Here is a 13,676-nt window from a genome sequence, read left to right on the forward strand (position 1 = left end):
TATTTTATCATTTATAACATTGAAACCCTGTTCCAATTGTGAAAAAAGTCACGCTTCTCTGGTTGTGTGGCGAAAAATAAAGCAGTAATAACAGCATTAAATGTCGATAGATTGTGATCCTGTAGGCATATTCGGTTTTTATCCCTTGTGGGTATTGTGTCTTTTTATGCTGCTGTGCTTATATGAATTGGCAATTGGTTCATTACTTATTCGAACACAAATAACGTAAACGTAAATAACGTAAATAGGATTCCCGTGACGCACTACTCTTCTTCCACTTCAGCACTACTAAGCACCGCGCATGTTGACGCGGTCGTCGTCGTGCGCGTGGTGGTCGTGGTCGTCGTCGGCAGCGCGCCGTAACGGGTTCCGAATCGAAGATTCTCAAACCCCGCCGGCGCCAGCCGAGCGGGGTTTCTTGTTTCTACCCTCCCCGCTCCGACACCGCACCGGCCCTGATGAAGGATGTAAACATGCGTTATACAGGCGCTCAGTTGATTGTTCGATTGCTCGAACAGCAGGGCATCACCACCGTAGCGGGTATTCCAGGTGGCGCAGCTCTGCCGTTATATGATGCACTGGGTCAAAGCAAGACGATTCGCCACGTTTTGGCTCGCCATGAGCAAGGCGCAGGATTTATGGCACAAGGCATGGCGCGCGCCAGCGGGCAAGCCGCCGTTTGTATGGCCTCCAGCGGTCCGGGAGCAACCAACCTGCTTACTGCCATTGCCGATGCCAAACTGGATTCAATCCCGCTGGTGTGTATCACCGGTCAAGTGCCTTCCAGCATGATCGGCACCGATGCATTTCAGGAAGTCGACACCTACGGCATCTCTATCCCCGTCACCAAGCATAATTATCTGGTGCGTGACATCAACGAACTGCCGCGCGTGATCCCGGAAGCGTTTCGCATCGCACAATCGGGTCGCCCTGGCCCGGTGTGGATCGATATTCCAAAAGACATTCAGAACGCGACCATTGAACTGAGTGAACTGCCTAGCGTCTTTCCTCTCGATACGCCACCAGCCATCGTGCAGCAGGACATTGAGCGGGCTGCCGCCATGATTAACGCAGCGCAGCGTCCGGTTCTCTATCTGGGCGGGGGAATTATTAGCAGCGTCGCACACGAACAGGCCGTTCAGTTAGCGGAACGTTCCAGCCTGCCAACCACCATGACGCTAATGGCCCTAGGCTCAATGCCTGTCGATCATCCTCTGTCGCTGGGTATGCTCGGCATGCACGCCGCACGATCAACCAATCTGATCTTACAGCAGGCGGATTTGTTAATTGTGCTGGGTGCACGTTTTGACGATCGCGCGATTGGTAAAGCGGAGCAGTTTTGCCCGCAGGCCAGCATCATCCACATCGACATCGATCCGGCCGAGTTAGGCAAGATCCGTCAACCGCACGTGGCGATCAATGCCGATGTCGCGCAGGCGCTGGATCACCTGCTGCCACATATTGCCCCCCAATCGCGTGATGTATGGCACGCAACCGTCCGCGGGCTGCAACAGGAATTTCCGTTCAACATGCCGAATGTTGACGATCCCTTAAGCCATTATGGTCTGGTTCAAGCTACGGCACAGGCGTTGACGGATGATGCCATCATTACGACCGATGTCGGACAGCACCAGATGTGGGTCGCTCAATCTTATCCGCTGCGTCGCCCGCGCCAATGGCTGACATCCGGCGGGTTTGGCACGATGGGTTTTGGCTTGCCTGCGGCGATTGGTGCGGCACTGGCCGAACCGGAGCGTACCGTAGTGTGCTTCTCGGGTGATGGTAGCCTGATGATGAACATTCAGGAAATGGCGACTGCGGCAGAAGAAGGGCTCAACGTAAAAATCGTCCTGATGAATAACCAGTCACTCGGTCTGGTTCATCAGCAACAGGATATGTTCTTCCAGCAACGCATCTTCGCCGCAGATTACCGCTACAGTGCGAATTTCCTCGCGATTGCCGCAGGTTTCGGCTTTGCGACTTGCGATCTGAACGCCGCAACCGACCCACAGGCCGCGTTGAAAGAAGCACTCAACCAGCCGGGCCCAGCGCTGATCCACGTACGCATTGACGCTAATGAAAAAGTTTTCCCCATCGTGCCGCCGGGCGCAGCGAACATCGATATGATCGGAGATTAATGACTATGTCAACTCAAGCAACTTCAAATCAGGTCACGCTAGAACTCTCTGTACGCAACCATCCCGGCGTGATGTCACACGTTTGCGGCCTGTTTGCCCGCCGGGCATTTAACGTAGAAGGCATTCTGTGTATGCCGCTGACAAACGGTGAAGAAAGCCGAATCTGGCTATTGGTTAAAGATGACCAACGGCTACAGCAAATGATCAGTCAGGTAGAAAAGCTGGAGGACGTTCTACAGGTACGCCGTCACGGTGAAGAAATGCGTATTTTCGAGCAGGTCGCTGAGTTCTACTGTTAAATCTGGCAAGGGCCGGGAACGTCCCCGGCCGGAATAACGGCTACCCGTTGAGCACCTGCCATAGCAGGTGCCGGTAAACTGGCATCAGCGGGTGCTGAATCAGCACGATCAACGATGCAACCGCCGCTACAGATATCGCTGGAGCGACCCAACGCAGGCGTCTGAGCGGTATCTTTCTGCTAAACCAATCAGGATGCTTACGCTTATCGCTACGCCACCAGCGCCAGTTTAACCAGCCTGCGACCCATACTACGACGGCTGTTGTCAGTAATAACCACTTAAAACCGGCGCTGTTCGTGTCTGCGGGAATATCAATCGCCACCCCAGCCAAAATACCGGGTAAGAAATAGGCCGGTGGCCACAGCAGGCAGCCGATGATATTCGGCACGGCAAATTTATACGGAGGCAACCCCAACATTCCCGCCACCATCGGGATTAACGGCCGCGTCGGGCCGACGAAGCGCCCGATCAATATCGTCGGCATTGGGTGTTGATACAGGGCATATTCGGTTTTATTCACTAATGCCTGATACTTTTTCAGGAAAGACCAGTTATGCAGCGGCGCTTTGAAACGCACGCCAATAAAATAGGAAATCCAGTCCCCTAGCAGGCAGCCGATAATCCCAGCCGCCCACGCCGGATACAGCCCCATTTGTCCGCTACCGATCAGTGCCCCCAGCGTTGCCATCATAACCGTACCTGGCAACAGCAAGCCCACCAGAGCCAGAGATTCCAGAAAGGCAACCAGCATGACGGCGATCAGCGAATACGCGAGTGATTGGGTAACCAGATGATCCAGCCACGCTTCCATAAAACCTACCCATATTTTATAAAAACAAGGATTGTCTGGATCATAGCAGAAGCCGTCAACTCCTGATTGCTGGTCAATTCTTTTGCACCGCAGGGCATCAACACTTATGATAGCGGTCATTTTTTGCCACTGTGCCGCTCTGCCACTATGTTTTTTAAACTACTCAATCATTTCGGGCTACGACGCCTTATCTTATTACTAGCAGTGGCAAGCGCATTAGTGACGCTGGCAAACAGTTTTTATGCCAGCTATCGCGTCCAGCGAGAGCTTCTGATTGATAACACACTTGAAGCCAACCGCGTCTACGCCGCCAAACTTGCGGCAATGACCCATTCTTTCTTTAAAGAATCCCAGCAGCAGTTAGCCTACAGCGCAAACATCGTCGCTTACCAAATGGATGACAAAGTCAGTCTGCTAAAAGAAGCTGACCGCCTGCGATTACAGACCAGCAACTTCAACTCTGTCGTCATTGCCGATGAAAAAGGTATTGTCAGGGCCACATCACCCGACACGTTCCAATTAATCGGGAGAAACCTGACAACAGACGGCGTGCTCGACGCGTTAAAAGAAAAGCGGCCTCTCATCAGTCAGCCCTATATGTCTGCCGCCAATAACCTTATCGTGCTGATATCGTCGCCGATTTTCACGCGAGATGGCCGATATAAAGGGTTTATCGGCGGATCGATCTATCTCAAGCAACCCAGCGTGCTTAATACGCTGTTAGATAAACACTATTACCGCGACGGCTCTTATATTTATGTCACCGATAAAAATAGAAAGATGCTGTATCACCGCGATATGGAGCGTATTGGTAAAGTAGAAACCAACGATCTGAAGATCGACACACAGCGCGAAGATAATGGTAGCCAGCATATGGTTAACTATCTGGGTGAAAAAATGTTAGCGGGTTACGCCGTTGAATCAACCTCACAATGGGAGATTGTGGCGCTTCGTCCAACGGACACCACGCTGAAACCATTGGATGGACTGATGCTGAACGTTCTGCGTCATACGCTCCCGCTAGCGCTGCTTACTATCTTGTGCGTCTGGCTACTTGCCCGACTCATCGCACAGCCCCTCTGGCTGTTGGCGCGCAGTGCCAATAAGATGGATGCGACAGACGTTTCTGACGATATCAGAAATATCCACTCTTGGTATTTTGAAGCCTCTCAGCTTAAGCAGGCAATGTTACTGGGTATCGATTTATTACAGCGCAAAATTGGTAAGTTACGCTCTGAGGCACACTCGGACCCGATGACCGAACTGCTCAATCGTCGTGGGTTGGACAGCGTTCTCCGCTACTGGCAGATGGGGCAAAAAAGCTTTGCGGTCATTGCGCTCGATATCGATCGCTTCAAGCGCATCAATGACACTCATGGTCACGACGTCGGGGATACTGTTATTCGCTATCTATCACAGCTTATTCGCACCAGCTCGCGCGATGCCGACATTCTGTGCCGCAGCGGCGGTGAAGAGTTCCTGATCCTGCTGCCCGAAACCAGTCAGGATGAGGCTATCAAGATTGCTGAACGATTACGTCAACGCACGCAGGACTCCACGATACCGGTCGTGGGCAACATTACGATCTCATTAGGTGTTGCCCTGTGGGAACCGGGCACCAGCGATATGTCAGTCGAGCGAACCTTCAAGCTAGCGGATGAGGCGCTGTATCAAGCCAAACAGGAAGGCCGCAACCGTGTGGTTTCAGCCTTAAGCAACGAACATTAATTCCCGATTTCCCCTGTCTTTTTATGGTTCATCACACAGTCGCGTTAATCATTTAGCCAGACAGATTATGATGTCCCGATTAAGAACGCCACGGTAATCAATAAAACAGGCGGGTATTGCGTGATAGCAATACCCGCCTGTTTTACTTTTCTTACCTGAATTTTAGTTTTCCTATGCCTATTTTGCATAATAAATGTAAGTAACCGCTTACTCACACCCTTCGCAAACGTGCGCAAATTATCACCTTATTTGTCATTAACCTATCAAAATACCGTGTTTAAATTGGTTATTCCTTTGATTAATTTATCACTAAGGAAAACTTTCAGCATTACTGCGCATTCTGCGCAACTTCTTGCTCACTTTCTGGTGGAAATCACTGTTTGCGCAATGGATGCCGTTTTTTCGCGAGGTCTGCGCAACTTCTTGCTCAAATTTGGCTTAAGGAAAATATGACTTAAGTGATTCATCAGCAAAAACAACAGGATAAAAATTGGCATGCAGATTGCTATACAGAACGTGAAGTTATTCAACTCGTTCAACAACAAGGAGCAATACCATGCCAACTCCATGCTATATCAGCATCGAAGGAAAAACTCAGGGCAACATTACCGCGGGTGCTTTCACCTCTGACTCTGTCGGCAACATCTACGTGGAAGGCCACGAAGACGAAATGCTGGTGCAGGAATTCAAGCACGTCGTTACCGTACCAACCGACCCGCAATCCGGTCAGCCATCCGGTCAGCGCGTACACAAGCCGTTTAAATTCACCGTCGCACTGAACAAAGCGGTGCCGCTGATGTACAACGCCCTCGCCTCCGGTGAAATGCTGCCAACCGTTACCCTGAAGTGGTATCGCACCTCGGTGGAAGGCAAACAGGAGCACTTCTTCTCTACCGTGCTGACCGATGCCACCATCGTTGATGTTAACTGCCAGATGCCACACTGCCAGGACCCAGCCAAGCTGGACTACACCCAACTGATTGAAGTCTCACTGGCCTACCGCAAAATCGACTGGGAGCACACCGTCGCTGGAACCTCTGGTTCCGACGACTGGCGCGCGCCAGTCGAAGCTTAATCGTTCTGTCTCCAACCCGGCCACCGTGCCGGGTTTTTTGCCTGCCCTGTACTGAGATCTGGTATCTCCAGATCTGATCCTACCCAGCAATAGTGGACACGCGACTAAGTGAGTAAACTCTCAACCAGAGGTGATTACTCATGACAAAACCAGTACCAACCAGCAAAACGCCCCGCAAACAGTACACGCCCGAATTTCGCGATGAAGCCCTTAAACTGGCTGAGCGTATTGGAATCGCTGCTGCTGCCCGTGAACTCAGCTTGTATGAATCCCAGCTCTACAACTGGCGGAGTAAACAACACCAGCAGATGAACTCATCAGAGCGCGAGAATGAACTGGCTGCCGAAAATGCGCGTCTGAAGCGCCAACTGGCGGAGCGCGATGAAGAACTGGCTATTCTCCAAAAGGCCGCGACATACTTCGCGAAGCGCCTGAAATGAAGTATGTCTTTATCGAAAAGCATCGGGCAGAGTTCAGCATCAAAGCCATATGTCGGGTGCTTCAGGTTGCCCGCAGCGGCTGGTATGTCTGGCGCAGGCGTCGTTGTCAGATAACCCCGCGCCAGCATTTCCGGCTCATTTGCGATGAGGCTGTCCGTAAGGCATTCGCTGGGGCAAAACAGCGTTATGGTGCGCCACGTCTTGCTGATGAGTTGCCGGAGTACAACATCAAAACCATCGCTGCGAGCCTGCGCCGTCAGGGGTTGCGGGCGAAAGCCAGCCGTAAATTCAGTCCGGTCAGCTACCGTGAACATGGCCTGCCGGTATCGGAAAACCTGCTGAAGCAGGACTTCATCGCCAGCGGCCCGAACCAGAAGTGGGCAGGCGATATCACGTATCTTCGCACGGACGAGGGCTGGCTGTATCTCGCGGTGGTGATTGACTGGTGGTCACGGGCCGTTATTGGCTGGTCGATGTCGTCACGAATGACGGCGCAACTGGCCTGCGATGCGTTACAGATGGCGCTCTGGCGTCGTAAGCGACCGAAAAACGTTATTGTCCATGCCGACCGTGGCGGACAGTACTGTTCAGCGGATTACCAGACTCTGCTGAAACGGCATAATCTGCATGGCAGCATGAGTGCAAAGGGGTGTTGCTACGATAATGCCTGTGTGGAAAGCTTTTTCCATTCACTGAAAGTGGAATGCATCCACGGGGAACGCTTTATCAGCCGGGAAATAATGCGAACAACAGTGTTTAATTATATCGAGTGTGATTACAATCGGTGGCGACGCCACAGTGCTTGTGGCGGTCTCAGCCCGGAACAATTTGAAAACCAGAACCTCGCTTAGGGCTGTGTCCACATTACGTGGGTAGGATCACTAGACCTGGAACAGATATTAAGGTTGATCTTAACGGAAATGTTCATCCGAATAGTGGGGGCGTATCAGTTTCCCCAAATACTGATGGTTTACCTAACCATAGGAAGCCACCAGAATTCGGTGGAACAGGAAAAGATCCTGTATGGGAACTTGATACATCTGATTTAGGAAAGGATTTAAAACATGTCCCTGATTCGCGTACTCACGGAACGATCCAACCCAGCCGTACGATGAGTATGGATGAATATCAAAGAGCATTAGCCTCGACAAAAGGGAAGTGGGAATTATGCCAATAAAAGAAGAGTTTATTGATATATTATCGAGTGAAATAGTCTTTTGCTCTAATCTTATGAAATTAAGAGAGTTGCTTATTTCTTTCAAGGTTAGAGGTATGTCTAAAAATGAAATGCTCTTATATCTTAATGAACTTAGGCTAGTTTCAAATGAAGAAGTTGTTTTAGAGTTAATGGATTTTGTTGAAGGACATTGTAATCCTCAATTATCTATATATTAAAAAATAAAGCATAAAGCCGAGAATCAGTGGAGCAGCAGCTTCTCTCGCGGGCGTTACGCTACACGGCTTCCGGCGAACTGGCGTCAGTCAGGGACGGCTTGCGGGATGCGGACAACCGTCTGGTGGAAGCGCGGGGCCGGGGCTACAGGGTGAGTTCGTGGCCCGCTATGGCTATGATGCGCTGGGCAGGCGCACCCATAAAACGGTCACCCGGGGTGAAAACGGTAAACAGGAAGAGACGCGTTTCCTGTGGGAAGGTTTTCGGCTGCTACAGGTCAGACACGCCGAGCGGACGGAAAGCTACGTTATGACCCGACTCTCTGGTGGTCACCGTTAGCGCGTATCACGCAGCAATCGGGCGCGCGTGACGGCGATATCCGCTGGTTCAATACCGAACTGAACGGGGCGCCGCTGGAGACTACGGCAGCTTTGGCGCCGTCAACGGACAGACGCAGGACAGCGAAGGGCTGCGTTGCGGCAAGTCGATAGAACCCCAACCGCTACGCTATGCCGGACAATACGCGGATGAAGAAACAGGGTTACACTACAACCTGTTCCGCTATTACGACCCGACGGTAGGCCGCTTCACCACACAGGACCCGATAGGGCTGGCGGGAGGGCTGAATCTTTATCAGTATGCGCCGAATCCGCTGGAGTGGGTTGCTCCGCTTGGGTTGAATACAGCCCCTTCTCTGCCAGATAGAATTATCTCTTCTAATGGCAATACAAATATTGTCCATTATTATGATGACTTATCCAGAGAGCATGCAGATCCGATTCATTATCATATTGAAGAAAATGGAAAATCTATTGGGAAAGTAAAAGCTGATAGAACTCTACTCGATGGTAAGTTAAACAAAAAGTCATCTGAGATGTTGGGTGATAGGGAAATAATAAATAAAATGCGTAGATCTGAGAAGAAAATCGCCAATTATATTAGAAAGGTTGGGGGAGGTAAGGTTGGCGGCAGGCCGTTTAAACCTGGAGCTAGAGGTCCCAAAAGAAATTGTGGAGGTGTGTAATGCAAACTGATTATTTAGATAAATTGGAATATTATTATCGTGAAGGGGGGGGGATGGAACTCCTATGGCGTAACCACGATGTTTTTTTTCAACTTCTTTCATTTTCCCTTGATATGGATTTTTCTTTATCACAAAAAAATTCGCAACGTGAATATGCGAAATACTTTATATCATACACTTCAGTATTTCTTGTAAAGGATGTCTTGGATTTGGAATTAATTGAAAGAAAAATAGGTTCTAAAGCTGGTGTCTTCATGCGTCTTTTTTTTAATAATGAACTCATTTCCAATGAGTTCATAAGGGAAGTGATTTATAAGAGTGAGTTTATTGGGAGAATAGAAGGTTATTCGGAATGGATTGAGTACCCATTAATGCTTGCAGCAAAAAGTGTTATATCTTTTTCTAAAGAAAAAGGCATAGGGCTAAATGATGTGATTCCAAGTTCATTCAACATAAGCAATTATCTTAAGGAGTATCTTCTTTCATGGGCTTATGAAGAAGGGAAGCTATCTAATGATGCTGAAATGTATTTCAAGCTTAATTTTGATAAAAAATACAAAATGATATCATCTATCTTAGAAAATAAATCATATTGATATTTCATCATTAGAATTCACTTGGGATTTTAAATTATGATTAAGAATATATTTTAAATAATTCAGATTGAAGGAAGAGACGCACTGAACGGTGCGCCGCTGGAGATGACGGATGCGGAAGGCGCGGTGCGCTGGAGCGGAGACTACGGCAGCTTCGGCGCCGTCAACGGACAGACGCAGGACAGCGAAGGACTACGCCACGGCAAGCCGGTAGAATCCCAGTCGCTACGCTATGCCGGACAATACGCAGATGAGGAAACAGGTTTACACTACAACCTGTACCGCTATTACGACCCCACGGTAGGCCGCTTCACGACACAGGACCCGATAGGGCTGGCGGGGGGGATAAATCTTTATCAGTATGCGCCGAATCCGCTGGGGTGGGTGGATCCGCTGGGGTTGGCGAAATGTTCCTCTTCCCGTAAACCAGAAAAAGTAAAATCAACAGGGAGAACTAAAACAAGAAATAAGAAATAAGAATGAGGATTTTGCTTTAGATCATGTAAAAAAACATCCAGAGAATGGATCTGTAATAATAAAACCAGAACAAATCGGCGATCCACACTTTAAAGGGAAAGGATGGTCTAAGATGGAACAAAAAATCAATGATGTAAATGTACATTATATGGCTAAAATAGATAAGACGGGTAAAATGACACACGTTACTGATTTCAAGATAAAGGATTAATTATGAAATTTACTTACAAAGATAAAAAAGAAAAAAATGATCACTGGCTTAACTGTGAAAAAACCGTTCCCCTTATATAGAGTTAAGTAATGTAAATAAGGATTATGTTAATATTTTTTATGATATAAGTAATTATAATATCGATTTAGAATTATTATCCAATGACATAAAAAACATGTATTCCACATATGTGGGTTTTTTCATGATTAACGATAAAATAATAGAAAACTTAGAAGCCCAATATTATTTTTTTAATTTCATAGTTAAAGTTGAGCATGCTTGTTATTTGGCGGATAAATTGCATGACTACCTAGAATATAAATTAATGAAATGAAAATGGTATTGAGATATATCACATTGATAATATTAAGGACAATACGCGGATGAGGAAACGAGGTTACACTACAACCTGTTCCGCTATTACGACCCGACGGTAGGCCGCTTCACCACGCAGGACCCGATAGGGCTAAACGGCGGGTTAAACTTATATCAGTATGCGCCGAATCCGCTGGGGTTAAGCCCCTGTTCATCTAATAAAGGATTTAATCGCAGAGATAAAATTACCAGTCGCTGGACTGATCGCTTGACGGGGAAAAAACCTGCGGATGTTCATGATTATTTAACGTCGAAAGGCTGGTCGAAAACATACCCTCAGGCTGATAAGCCGGGCGCTATCCAGCATATTCAATATGTTAAAACAACAAAATCAGGCACTACTTATAAATTAGATTATCATCCAGGTGGCTCAGGCTCCCAACAGAATATTCATGGAAATGACTATTGGAAGGTTTATCGTGACGTTAATGGTAAGGATGTCGTTTATGGCCGAATAGGTCATGGTGGGTTTAAAAATCATGATCTTATTAACGATTCTCCTGTTTATGTTAACGGCGTGCTAATGAATGGTGGTCTATAAATGATTGATATCAATGCTGATATTATTTCTAATAAATCGATTGGAAATATAATTTTAGGTGAGAACATTGAAAACCATCTCAATGATATGTATTCAAATCATGTTGTTAGGTTTTTCGATTATTTTTTACCTGATTATGAAAAAAGAATGGCGTATGTTATTGATGAGACAATTACGATAGCTACATTGTCTAACGGTTTAATTACATCTGTCGGGTGCAATGAGAAATACAAGGGTTATTATATGAACTCTCTGCATACTGAGATGAGAATGTCCGATATAATTAAACTGACTGATAATCAACGTATATTTAACGGTTGTATTATCGTTAATGATGATTTTGGTTTTTCTATTGATCTTCCAGCTCCATATGATGAAATAGCAGATGATATAGATAACGTTCCTTTAGAACTTATTCTAAAAGAAATGAGAGTTGCTAACTATTACTCATGGAAACCGAAGAAATAAATAAAATCCGGAAGCGCTCCCAACGATCCTTCCGGCTATTTTTTATCTGCTGTTTATCGTGTGCGGTGTCAGAGATTACTCCCGGTCTCAATCACTATTCTGCCCCGCTCAACCGTCACCGTTATCGGCATCCCCGTCATAAACCCCGACGCTTCCCGCTAGCGGCCTTTAAGGTTGATGGCGGAAGGAAGGTTGAGCCTGCCGTTTTGGCGTACTCATGACCAGTATCGCCGCTGGGGGGATTATTGCCCGTCTATTGGCAACGCTGCTGGCGCAGCGGTAACCCCAGTGATAGCGTACAGGGAAAGGGATGGGGCCTGTTCTGAGAAACGACGATAACACGCTTGAGGCACTGACGGACAGCGTCTGGCTGGATGAATCGACCTGTCTGGTGCACTATACCTACAATGCGCACAGGCAGTTGATTACCGTCACCGGGCGGGGCGGTAGCGTGCGCCGTCGTTTTACCTGGCACGATGACGGGCTGATGGCCAGCCATGAAGAGGCGAGCGGCCTGCTTAGCGAATACCAGTGGCAGGAGATTGCCGATTTACCGCGTGTGGTGGCCTACCGCAACAGTGCGGGTGAGCAACTCACGCTGGAGTATGACTTCGCCGGACAACGGCGCGGCGTACCAGTTTGGCTATGATGCGGTTGGCCGGCGGGTGAACGAGCGGCGCGTGGATGGCGTCGAACTGACTTTTGACTACGACGCCAGCGGTCGCAGCGCGCTCATGCCGCGAATGACGAGGCTGTCTCGCACATTTATCAGTACGATGACCAAGGCTACGGCTCTCGCGGAAACGGGAGTCCACGGAGGAGAGTCTTATCATGAGTTTAGAATTAGTTGCAGATTTGAACGCCCAAATCGCTAAAGAAACACGAGATGAGATATTATTAGCATTGGAAAGTGAGTATCAAAGAGTTTATGCATCAACATCTGGAAACTATGGCTTTGTTAGATATGGTGAAGAATATAAAATTAAAACGCCCCCGCTCTTTGATATTTCCATTTTAAAAGACAAGGTTATTTTATCGATATATGGAAATTTAACCGATCAGAGAATAATCACAGATCAAGTTAGCAATGCTTTTTTGGCGAAAAATATTCCTGTTTATTTTTCGGAAGAATAGTGAAAATATTAATTATAAAAAAAACAAACCCCATCCACAACTCAATCACACATTTATGAATTAAACATGGAAATAAAATTAAAAGTAAATAAAAAGCCTGTTGAGCCAGATGAATTTTTAAATGAAGAGGAAATGGAGTTATCTCCTTTCCACTTTTCGCTTGTCGAACTATCTCAATATTTAAATGGTTTTATAGATATTACATTTAACGATAAGTTGAATGTTAGACTAGATTTATTTTCTGATTTCTCAGTATGTCTTGAGGATATCATCGACTCTATCAATGCGGCAAAAACACGCAATTGCAAAAGCGAAGAAATATGGTTTTGCGAGCAGGGATCTGATTTTTACATATATTACAAAGTGAATGAAAATAGACTCTCCCTATCTTATAAAAAGGGGCCAGGGGTAGGAGGAATCAACAGAGAAATGTCTGATTTCATCGTTCACATTGACACATCAGAATATATTGAAAAATGGACGAGTATTTTTCAAGAATTACGAATTATCTTTGAACAAGAATTGCATAAAAAAATCCCTTCACCTTTTTAACAGTAGTAATAATAGATAGATGGCTAAGTCAACTTTCAATCGAAGACTCGTTAACATGAACATGAGAGAAATAGAAACTAAATATGGTGTAATTTACGGAAGAAATGCGCTTATCTTGTCAAACACAGCGCTTAATCTCCACCCTTTTGAGTTCATTGTGACATCATCGTTATCATTGATGGCATGCAAGCCATCAATAAAAAATAAAAAAGATGTCCTTATTAAATTTTCATTTACTGACATAGAAAATTTATCGATCTACAAAACAGATGATTACCCTTATGAAAAATACACTGCATCAAGTTTTGATGAAGTTGAAGGGGAATATAAAAGAGATAACAAAAGAATAGTGCTAAGCACCTACGATCACGTTTTTGATATCATTGGAAAATGCGAAGTAATATATTCCTAATT

General features: G+C 46.8%; 16 protein-coding genes and 5 pseudogenes. 19 read left to right on the forward strand and 2 right to left on the reverse strand.

Annotation, left to right across the window (positions count from 1 at the left end; genetic code table 11):
* The first annotated feature begins 255 nt into the window (after positions 1 to 255).
* The 3 genes from A7983_RS24785 to ilvN all read left to right on the forward strand — a co-directional run bounded on the left by A7983_RS24785 (position 256) and on the right by ilvN (position 2,437).
* On the forward strand, positions 256 to 363 hold the full coding sequence (locus A7983_RS24785) for an ilvB operon leader peptide IvbL (RefSeq protein WP_015731251.1): 108 nt from the start codon (positions 256 to 258) through the stop codon (positions 361 to 363).
* Positions 364 to 473: 110 nt separating this feature from the next.
* Positions 474 to 2,138, forward strand: a complete 1,665-nt coding sequence (ilvB, locus tag A7983_RS04080) for an acetolactate synthase large subunit (RefSeq protein WP_005975295.1) — start codon at positions 474 to 476, stop codon at positions 2,136 to 2,138.
* Between the two features lie 5 nt (positions 2,139 to 2,143).
* Positions 2,144 to 2,437 (forward strand): acetolactate synthase small subunit, encoded by a 294-nt coding sequence (gene ilvN / locus A7983_RS04085; protein WP_005975298.1) that lies wholly within the window; start codon positions 2,144 to 2,146, stop codon positions 2,435 to 2,437.
* Between the two features lie 40 nt (positions 2,438 to 2,477).
* On the opposite strand, the gene A7983_RS04090 is transcribed toward ilvN, so the two are convergent.
* Complete coding sequence (locus A7983_RS04090) at positions 2,478 to 3,248, reverse strand: DedA family protein (RefSeq protein ID WP_005975301.1); 771 nt, start codon at positions 3,246 to 3,248, stop codon at positions 2,478 to 2,480.
* Positions 3,249 to 3,395: 147 nt separating this feature from the next.
* On the opposite strand from A7983_RS04090, the gene A7983_RS04095 reads away from it, so the two are divergent.
* From A7983_RS04095 to A7983_RS04150, 12 genes and pseudogenes are all read left to right on the forward strand, one after another.
* Positions 3,396 to 4,976 carry a sensor domain-containing diguanylate cyclase gene (locus A7983_RS04095; protein ID WP_005975303.1) on the forward strand — a complete coding sequence of 527 codons (1,581 nt, stop codon included), beginning with the start codon at positions 3,396 to 3,398 and terminating at the stop codon, positions 4,974 to 4,976.
* A 556-nt stretch (positions 4,977 to 5,532) separates the two neighbouring features.
* On the forward strand, positions 5,533 to 6,051 hold the full coding sequence (locus tag A7983_RS04100; protein ID WP_014700322.1) for an Hcp family type VI secretion system effector: 519 nt from the start codon (positions 5,533 to 5,535) through the stop codon (positions 6,049 to 6,051).
* 140 nt (positions 6,052 to 6,191) lie between these two features.
* Positions 6,192 to 7,342 (forward strand): IS3 family transposase gene (locus tag A7983_RS04110; RefSeq protein WP_156781734.1). Its coding sequence is split into 2 segments (ribosomal slippage): positions 6,192 to 6,450 and positions 6,450 to 7,342, totalling 1,152 coding nucleotides; the frame shifts between segments, so codons are not numbered across the junction.
* Between the two features lie 17 nt (positions 7,343 to 7,359).
* Positions 7,360 to 7,668, forward strand: coding sequence for a Tse2 family ADP-ribosyltransferase toxin (locus A7983_RS24920; RefSeq protein WP_456107102.1), 309 nt, complete (start codon positions 7,360 to 7,362; stop codon positions 7,666 to 7,668).
* Positions 7,659 to 7,886 carry a hypothetical protein gene (locus A7983_RS04115; protein ID WP_005973801.1) on the forward strand — a complete coding sequence of 76 codons (228 nt, stop codon included), beginning with the start codon at positions 7,659 to 7,661 and terminating at the stop codon, positions 7,884 to 7,886. Before A7983_RS24920 ends, A7983_RS04115 begins: the two co-directional genes overlap by 10 nt.
* Before the next feature lie 56 nt (positions 7,887 to 7,942).
* Positions 7,943 to 8,563, forward strand: a pseudogene (locus tag A7983_RS24305) (RHS repeat-associated core domain-containing protein); the annotation flags it as partial.
* Positions 8,561 to 8,908 (forward strand): hypothetical protein, encoded by a 348-nt coding sequence (locus A7983_RS24310; RefSeq protein WP_069704140.1) that lies wholly within the window; start codon positions 8,561 to 8,563, stop codon positions 8,906 to 8,908. The pseudogene A7983_RS24305 and the gene A7983_RS24310, both read left to right, overlap by 3 nt.
* A complete protein-coding gene (locus A7983_RS04130) occupies positions 8,908 to 9,504 on the forward strand; it encodes a hypothetical protein (RefSeq protein ID WP_174549428.1) in 597 nt (198 codons plus the stop codon). The genes A7983_RS24310 and A7983_RS04130 overlap by 1 nt, the downstream gene beginning before the upstream one ends.
* Positions 9,505 to 9,588: 84 nt before the next feature.
* Positions 9,589 to 9,927, forward strand: a pseudogene (locus tag A7983_RS04135) (RHS repeat-associated core domain-containing protein); the annotation flags it as partial.
* A 635-nt stretch (positions 9,928 to 10,562) separates the two neighbouring features.
* Positions 10,563 to 10,719: pseudogene (locus A7983_RS24315) on the forward strand (RHS repeat-associated core domain-containing protein); the annotation flags it as partial.
* A 56-nt stretch (positions 10,720 to 10,775) separates the two neighbouring features.
* On the forward strand, positions 10,776 to 11,108 hold the full coding sequence (locus tag A7983_RS24230; protein ID WP_005975598.1) for a hypothetical protein: 333 nt from the start codon (positions 10,776 to 10,778) through the stop codon (positions 11,106 to 11,108).
* Positions 11,109 to 11,576, forward strand: a complete 468-nt coding sequence (locus A7983_RS04150; protein ID WP_005975600.1) for a hypothetical protein — start codon at positions 11,109 to 11,111, stop codon at positions 11,574 to 11,576.
* Between the two features lie 68 nt (positions 11,577 to 11,644).
* On the opposite strand, the pseudogene A7983_RS24790 reads toward A7983_RS04150, so the two are convergent.
* Positions 11,645 to 11,722, reverse strand: a pseudogene (locus A7983_RS24790) (SymE family type I addiction module toxin); the annotation flags it as partial.
* Positions 11,723 to 11,904: 182 nt separating this feature from the next.
* On the opposite strand from A7983_RS24790, the pseudogene A7983_RS04155 reads away from it, so the two are divergent.
* The 4 genes and pseudogenes from A7983_RS04155 to A7983_RS04170 form a co-directional block, all read left to right on the forward strand.
* Positions 11,905 to 12,189: pseudogene (locus A7983_RS04155) on the forward strand (hypothetical protein); the annotation flags it as partial.
* Positions 12,190 to 12,407: 218 nt separating this feature from the next.
* Complete coding sequence (locus A7983_RS04160) at positions 12,408 to 12,710, forward strand: hypothetical protein (protein WP_005975604.1); 303 nt, start codon at positions 12,408 to 12,410, stop codon at positions 12,708 to 12,710.
* A 66-nt stretch (positions 12,711 to 12,776) separates the two neighbouring features.
* Positions 12,777 to 13,262 carry a hypothetical protein gene (locus A7983_RS04165; RefSeq protein ID WP_005975607.1) on the forward strand — a complete coding sequence of 162 codons (486 nt, stop codon included), beginning with the start codon at positions 12,777 to 12,779 and terminating at the stop codon, positions 13,260 to 13,262.
* A 55-nt stretch (positions 13,263 to 13,317) separates the two neighbouring features.
* Entirely contained in the window at positions 13,318 to 13,674 is a 357-nt protein-coding gene (locus tag A7983_RS04170; protein WP_039479450.1) for a hypothetical protein, read from the forward strand.
* The last annotated feature ends 2 nt before the right edge of the window (positions 13,675 to 13,676 follow it).

Source organism: Pectobacterium wasabiae CFBP 3304, from assembly GCF_001742185.1.
GTDB lineage: Bacteria > Pseudomonadota > Gammaproteobacteria > Enterobacterales > Enterobacteriaceae > Pectobacterium > Pectobacterium wasabiae.

Bases quoted from the DNA above. Each gene is read 5' to 3' on its own strand.
- ilvB (WP_005975295.1), top strand. From the start codon at position 474: ATGCGTTATACAGGCGCTCAGTTGATTGTTCGATTGCTCGAACAGCAG.
- ilvN (WP_005975298.1), top strand. From the start codon at position 2,144: ATGTCAACTCAAGCAACTTCAAATCAGGTCACGCTAGAACTCTCTGTA.
- A7983_RS04090 (WP_005975301.1), bottom strand. From the start codon at position 3,248: ATGGAAGCGTGGCTGGATCATCTGGTTACCCAATCACTCGCGTATTCG.
- A7983_RS04095 (WP_005975303.1), top strand. From the start codon at position 3,396: ATGTTTTTTAAACTACTCAATCATTTCGGGCTACGACGCCTTATCTTA.
- A7983_RS04100 (WP_014700322.1), top strand. From the start codon at position 5,533: ATGCCAACTCCATGCTATATCAGCATCGAAGGAAAAACTCAGGGCAAC.
- A7983_RS04115 (WP_005973801.1), top strand. From the start codon at position 7,659: ATGCCAATAAAAGAAGAGTTTATTGATATATTATCGAGTGAAATAGTC.
- A7983_RS04130 (WP_174549428.1), top strand. From the start codon at position 8,908: ATGCAAACTGATTATTTAGATAAATTGGAATATTATTATCGTGAAGGG.
- A7983_RS04150 (WP_005975600.1), top strand. From the start codon at position 11,109: ATGATTGATATCAATGCTGATATTATTTCTAATAAATCGATTGGAAAT.
- A7983_RS04160 (WP_005975604.1), top strand. From the start codon at position 12,408: ATGAGTTTAGAATTAGTTGCAGATTTGAACGCCCAAATCGCTAAAGAA.
- A7983_RS04165 (WP_005975607.1), top strand. From the start codon at position 12,777: ATGGAAATAAAATTAAAAGTAAATAAAAAGCCTGTTGAGCCAGATGAA.
- A7983_RS04170 (WP_039479450.1), top strand. From the start codon at position 13,318: ATGAACATGAGAGAAATAGAAACTAAATATGGTGTAATTTACGGAAGA.